The sequence below is a fragment of the Streptomyces sp. CY-1 genome, from assembly GCF_047218265.1.
In the GTDB taxonomy this organism is placed as follows: domain Bacteria; phylum Actinomycetota; class Actinomycetes; order Streptomycetales; family Streptomycetaceae; genus Streptomyces; species Streptomyces niphimycinicus.
Window position 1 is genome coordinate 336,264 of record NZ_CP178393.1, and the last position, 5,005, is coordinate 341,268.

At 68.8% G+C, this 5,005-nt stretch carries 8 protein-coding genes; all 8 read right to left on the reverse strand.

What is annotated here, in order from left to right; translation table 11 throughout:
• Positions 1 to 53 precede the first annotated feature (53 nt).
• The 8 genes from ACK1X7_RS01640 to ACK1X7_RS01675 all read right to left on the reverse strand — a co-directional run bounded on the left by ACK1X7_RS01640 (position 54) and on the right by ACK1X7_RS01675 (position 4,949).
• The gene (locus ACK1X7_RS01640; protein WP_385151293.1) at positions 54 to 536 is read right to left on the reverse strand and encodes a 3-hydroxyacyl-ACP dehydratase FabZ family protein; all 483 of its coding nucleotides are present in this window, start codon (positions 534 to 536) and stop codon (positions 54 to 56) included.
• Positions 523 to 957, reverse strand: coding sequence for a 3-hydroxyacyl-ACP dehydratase FabZ family protein (locus ACK1X7_RS01645; RefSeq protein WP_385151290.1), 435 nt, complete (start codon positions 955 to 957; stop codon positions 523 to 525). Before ACK1X7_RS01645 ends, ACK1X7_RS01640 begins: the two co-directional genes overlap by 14 nt.
• Positions 954 to 1,694 carry a 3-oxoacyl-[acyl-carrier-protein] reductase gene (gene fabG / locus ACK1X7_RS01650; protein ID WP_078638230.1) on the reverse strand — a complete coding sequence of 247 codons (741 nt, stop codon included), beginning with the start codon at positions 1,692 to 1,694 and terminating at the stop codon, positions 954 to 956. The genes ACK1X7_RS01645 and fabG overlap by 4 nt, the downstream gene beginning before the upstream one ends.
• 94 nt (positions 1,695 to 1,788) lie before the next feature.
• A complete protein-coding gene (sbnB, locus tag ACK1X7_RS01655) occupies positions 1,789 to 2,796 on the reverse strand; it encodes a 2,3-diaminopropionate biosynthesis protein SbnB (protein WP_385156812.1) in 1,008 nt (335 codons plus the stop codon).
• A 1-nt stretch (position 2,797) separates the two neighbouring features.
• Complete coding sequence (sbnA, locus tag ACK1X7_RS01660) at positions 2,798 to 3,802, reverse strand: 2,3-diaminopropionate biosynthesis protein SbnA (RefSeq protein ID WP_390794193.1); 1,005 nt, start codon at positions 3,800 to 3,802, stop codon at positions 2,798 to 2,800.
• Positions 3,802 to 4,329 carry a DUF3995 domain-containing protein gene (locus tag ACK1X7_RS01665; protein WP_382951475.1) on the reverse strand — a complete coding sequence of 176 codons (528 nt, stop codon included), beginning with the start codon at positions 4,327 to 4,329 and terminating at the stop codon, positions 3,802 to 3,804. The genes sbnA and ACK1X7_RS01665 overlap by 1 nt, the downstream gene beginning before the upstream one ends.
• A gap of 57 nt (positions 4,330 to 4,386) precedes the next feature.
• Positions 4,387 to 4,644, reverse strand: a complete 258-nt coding sequence (locus ACK1X7_RS01670; RefSeq protein ID WP_361505802.1) for an acyl carrier protein — start codon at positions 4,642 to 4,644, stop codon at positions 4,387 to 4,389.
• Positions 4,645 to 4,730: 86 nt separating this feature from the next.
• The gene (locus tag ACK1X7_RS01675; RefSeq protein ID WP_413114545.1) at positions 4,731 to 4,949 is read right to left on the reverse strand and encodes an MbtH family protein; all 219 of its coding nucleotides are present in this window, start codon (positions 4,947 to 4,949) and stop codon (positions 4,731 to 4,733) included.
• Positions 4,950 to 5,005 lie beyond the last annotated feature (56 nt).

The window sequence follows — 5,005 nt, forward strand, 5'->3', positions numbered from 1 at the left end:
GGACGGGGGCGGCTGGAAACAGCCTGGGGTGGGGTTGGGTGGTGTGCGGAGGGTCATGGGCCGGTGCCGGCGGCGAGCCCCTCGCGTACGACGGCGAGGACCGAGCCGAGGGTGGCGATACGGCGGTCGCCCACCCAGGTCTCACCGCGCATGAACGCGTTGTCGCCGATGAGCTGGTCGATCTCGACGGTGTGGCGCAGCACATCGCCGGGGTAGGCGCGGCCGGTGATCGTCACCTCGCGGGCGGAGCCGAAGATGAGGGTGCCCTCGCTCCGCTCCCCGGCCATGGCGGCGGAGTACAGCCACAGCACGGCGCCGGTCTGGCCGAACGACTCGACGAGCAGGGAGGCCGGATAGGCGTAGGCGGACGCGGGAAGGTCCTCCTCCAGCCCGGCGTAGCAGGGTTCGCTGCCGGTCACGGTCTTGGTGGCGACGATGCGCGACCCCGGTTCGAGCTCCAGGACACGGTCCACGAGCAGGACGGGGTGGCGGTGCGGAAGGATGCGCCGGATGTCGGCGTGTTCAAGCGTGATCATCGCCGCCCCTCCGGTCGATGCGCAGTTCGAGGGTCATCCGGGCGGACAGGGCGCCGTCGCCGCGGTGGCAGCGGACCTTGGCCCGCGCCGTCGCGGGGGTGTCGTCGCGTGTCGTCAGATCGCAGCCGATGCGCAGGGTGTCCCCGGGCAGGAGCGGGGCCGCGAAGCTGATCGAGGTGATGGCGGCCAGTTCGGCGACCGCACCCGGGCCATGCCGTTCGGTGGCCCAGTGGCGGATGGCCTGGTGGACGGATTCGAGGGTGAACACACCCGGGTAGATGGTGAAGTCCGGGTAGTGGCCGACGAGATACGGGTCCTCGCCGGCGATCCGCTTGACCGCCTCCACCCGTGCGCCACCCGGGGTGTCCGCGATGTCCACCGTGTCGACCGCGGTGAGCGGGGCAGCGAACCGGCGGCTCACAGGACGATGCCCCCGTCGACCTGGAGGATCTGCCCGGTGATGTAGCCGGCCCGGTCGGACACCAGGAACGACACCAGTTCGGCCACGTCCTCGGGGGTGCCGAAGCGGCGCATGGGGACCAGCTCCATCGCCTGGGCGCGCACCTTGTCGGTGAGGCCCGCGGTCATGTCGGTCTCGATGAACCCGGGGGCGACGACGTTGACCCGCAGGCCGTAGGGGGCGAGCTCCTTGGCCAGCGCCTTGCTCATGCCGTTGATACCGGCCTTGGCGGCGGAGTAGTTCGTCTGCGCCTTGTTGCCGTAGACACCGGCCACCGAGGAGACATTGACGATGACGCCCTGCTTGCGCTTCATGAAGCCGAACGCCATCGACCGGCAGAAGTTGAAGACACCGGTCAGGCTGGCGTCGATGACGGCGTCCCAGTCCTCCACCGGCATCAGCACGAGGGGGTTGTCGCGGACGATGCCGGCCGAGTTGACGAGGGTGTCGATGGGGCCGAGGTCGGCCTCGGCCTCCTTGATGAAGGACTGAACGGCCTCGAAGTCCGCGACGTCACAGGGCGCGTGGAAGCAGCGCACCCCCAGCTCGCGGATCCGCTCGGCGGTCTCCTCGGCGCGCTCCTTCTCGCTGCGGTAGCAGAACGCGACGTCCATTCCGTCCTGGGCGAGGCGGAGGGCGACACTCGCGCCGATACCGCGCGATCCCCCGGTGACAAGGGCACGGCGTTGTGTGGACATGGGAATTACCTCATGCTTCGGGGCCGGATATGGGCCGGTGGGTGGTGGGAGGAGGACGGGTCACGAGCTGGTGGCACTCACCAGCCGGTGGCACTCACCAGCGGGTGGTCTCGCCGAAGAATCCTTCGATGGCGGTGGCCTCGTTCGCCTCGAGGGCGGCCCGGTGCACAAACGCGCCCACGGCGAGGTCCAGCACACCGAGGCCGAAGGGCGAGAAGATCACGGGCCGGTCGGTGGCCACCTTCCGGCGGCCGCGGATCACATCCGCGAGGGTGCCGTTGATGAACTCCCGGTGGCCGAACTTCTGCTCGGCCAGATGCGGCGAGGTGTTGGCCGTGAGGCAGTGGTCGATGTCGTCCAGGATGTTGCAGGCGCCCACGATGATCTCCGGGTCGATGTCCCGCAGGGAGATGTTGAGGACGGTCTGACCGGGGGCGAAGGTGCCCGGCCGGGTGATGTAGGGCTCTCCCGCCGTGGTGGCGAGCACCACCAGATCGGCCTCCGCGATCGCCTTGTCCCGGTCGGGGGCGACGCTCGCACGGTGGCCGAGGACGCCGGACACATGCTCGGTGAGCGATTCGGCGTAGCGCGGGTCCCGGTCGTGCACCAGCACCTCGTCGAGCTGCCAGTCGCGGTCGGTGAAGAACTCCAGGATGTTGCGGGCGATGATGCCCGCGCCGATCACCAGGAGCCGCCGGGCGGTCCGGGATCCGTGCAGCGTCTCGGCGGCGAGCACGGCGGAGGCCGCGGTGCGGGCGGCGCTGATCTGGGCGGCTTCGAGGCAGGCGAACGGATAGCCGGTCTCGTAGTCGTTGAGCAGCAGGACCGCCGAGGCGCGCGGCACCGAGCGCTCGATATTGGCGGGGAAGCTGGCGATCCACTTGATGCCGGCGACCGAGTGCTCACCGCCCAGATACGCGGGCAGGGCGATGATGCGGCTGTCGGGCTTGTCGGGGAAGCGCAGGAAGTAGCTGTTGGGATTGACCGAGTCACCCAGGTCATGGGTGAGGTAGGTGTCCCGTACCTGGTCAACGATCTTCGACCGGGAGCGGCCGATCACCCGGCGGGCGGTTTTGCCGCTGACGACATGGAAGTCGAACATGTCAGCCTTTCAGGAGCAGTGAGCCGTCGGCGTCCGGATGGTCGTCCGCGCCCGCCGGGGCCAGGGCCTGGTGTCCGAAGCGTTCCTCGACCCAGGCGTCGTTGTAGATGGTGTTGAGGTAGCGGTCCCCGGTGTCGGGGGCGATGGCCACGACGGTGGCTCCGGGCGGCAGCGACGGGCCCCTGCGCGCCACGGCCGCCAGGACCGAGCCGGTGGAGCCGCCGGTGGCGATGCCCCGGCTTCTGGCGATGGTGCGGCACATGCGGATCGCCTCGGCCTCGGGAACGATGACGATGTCGTCGACGAGCCGGGGGTCGCACAGTTCGGGCTTGCGGCTGGTGCCCAGCCCCGGCAGATGCCGCTTGCCGGGCGGGAAGCCGAAGGTGACCGATCCCGCGGTGTCCACCGCGACGATCCGGGTGTGCGGGGAGCGTTCGCGGAAGTAGGCCGCGCAGCCCATCAGGGTGCCGGTGGTGCCGGCGCCGATGAACAGGTGGTCGACCTCGGGGACCTCCTCGAGGATGGCGGCGGCGGTGCGCTCCCGGTGGATCCGGGGGTTGGCCTCGTTCGCGTACTGGTTCGGCCAGAACAGGGAGGGGTCCTCCCGCAGCCGGTCGTGGATGTGGTCGATCCTCGACTGTAGATAACCGCCGTTGGCGTCCTTCTTGTCGACGACCACCAGCGTCGCCCCGAAGGCCCGGATCAGGGCCGCGTTCTGGGGTGAGGTGTTCGGGTCGGTGACGCAGGTGAAGCGGTATCCCCTGGCGGCGCACACGGAGGCGAGCGCCACTCCCAGGTTGCCCGAGGACGATTCGATGATGTGGCCGCCGGGTCTGAGCAGATTCCACCGCTCGGCGTCCTCGACGAGTCCGATGGCGGTCTTCAGTTTGATCGAACCGGCCGGATTGAAACCCTCGATCTTGAGCAGGAGCCGGATATCGGGGACGAGTCCATCGATCCGCAGGAAGACATGGTCGAAGACCAGGTCCTGCGCGCTGTCGTACATCAATTTCCTCCGCGCCTTTCCGGGCGCCGCGGATGGTTCATGACATAGGTCCGGGTGGCGAGGAAGAGCAGGATTCCCCACACCAGGAACGACATGTCCCAGACGAACAGGCGCCACAGCAGCGGCTTCCACTCGACGGGGTCGGACGGGGTGAGCACGCCGAACGCCACCAGCAGCAGGCTGCCGACCTGCAAGGCGCCGTAGACGGTCAGCAGCACCGCGCCGCCCCAGCCCGCGAGTAGCATCAGCGGGCGGGGGACGACGCGGCCCCACGGCCGGACGAGCGACAACGAGAACAGACCGCCCGCGACCTTGAGCGCGCCGGTGATCCAGACGACCGCGAGAAAGCCGGAGTTCCGGCGTTCCGCCATCCGCTGGATCGCGCCGCCCAGGGTGTCGATGCCGAAGGTGCCTCCGGCCGCCCAGTAGAAGCTGAACAGGCCGAAGACGATGGCCAGTACCGCGGCCGTGTATCCGGCCCAGGCCATCTGCCGTCCCCCGGTGTCCCGGGCTGTCGGAGCATTCATGTCGGTGATCCGCTTTCTTCCCTCGTGACGTCGTCGTCGCCGTGGTGTGCGAAGGGGTCAGTCCTGCCAGCCGGCCTGGTTGGCCACCACGTCGTAGACCGCCTTGAGGTTCTCCATCTGCGGCAGCTCCGACTGCGGGATGTCGATCTTGTACTTCTTCTCGATCCGGGCGAGGATCTCGATCGCCCGCAGCGAGTCCGCCTCGTGCTCCTCCACGAACGAACCGGTCTCGGTGATCTCGTCGGGCTCGACCTCGAGCACCTCGGCGACGATCTCGCGCAGCTCGTCCAGGTGCTGCTCACGCGCTTCGGACATGGTGTGCTCCTTCGGGTGTGTTTCTCGGTGTGTTTCTCGGGTGGGTGTTTTTGTGGTGCGAGGGGGGTGGTTCGTGGGCCGTGCCGTCAGGAGGCGGCCGCGCCCATGGCCTCGACAAGGCTCTTGGGGCGCATGTCGGTCCAGTTCTCGTTGATGTGATCCAGGCATGCCTGGCGCCCGTCGGGGCCGTGGACGCCGGTCCAGCCGGCCGGGACCTCGGCGAAGACCGGCCACAGGGAGTACTGGCCCTCGTCGTTGACCAGCACCAGATACATGGCGTCCGCGTCGTCGAAGGGGTTGCTCATCTCGCGTCTCGTCTCTCTTCCGTGGACAGGTCCGTGGAGGGGGCTGTGGAGGGGGC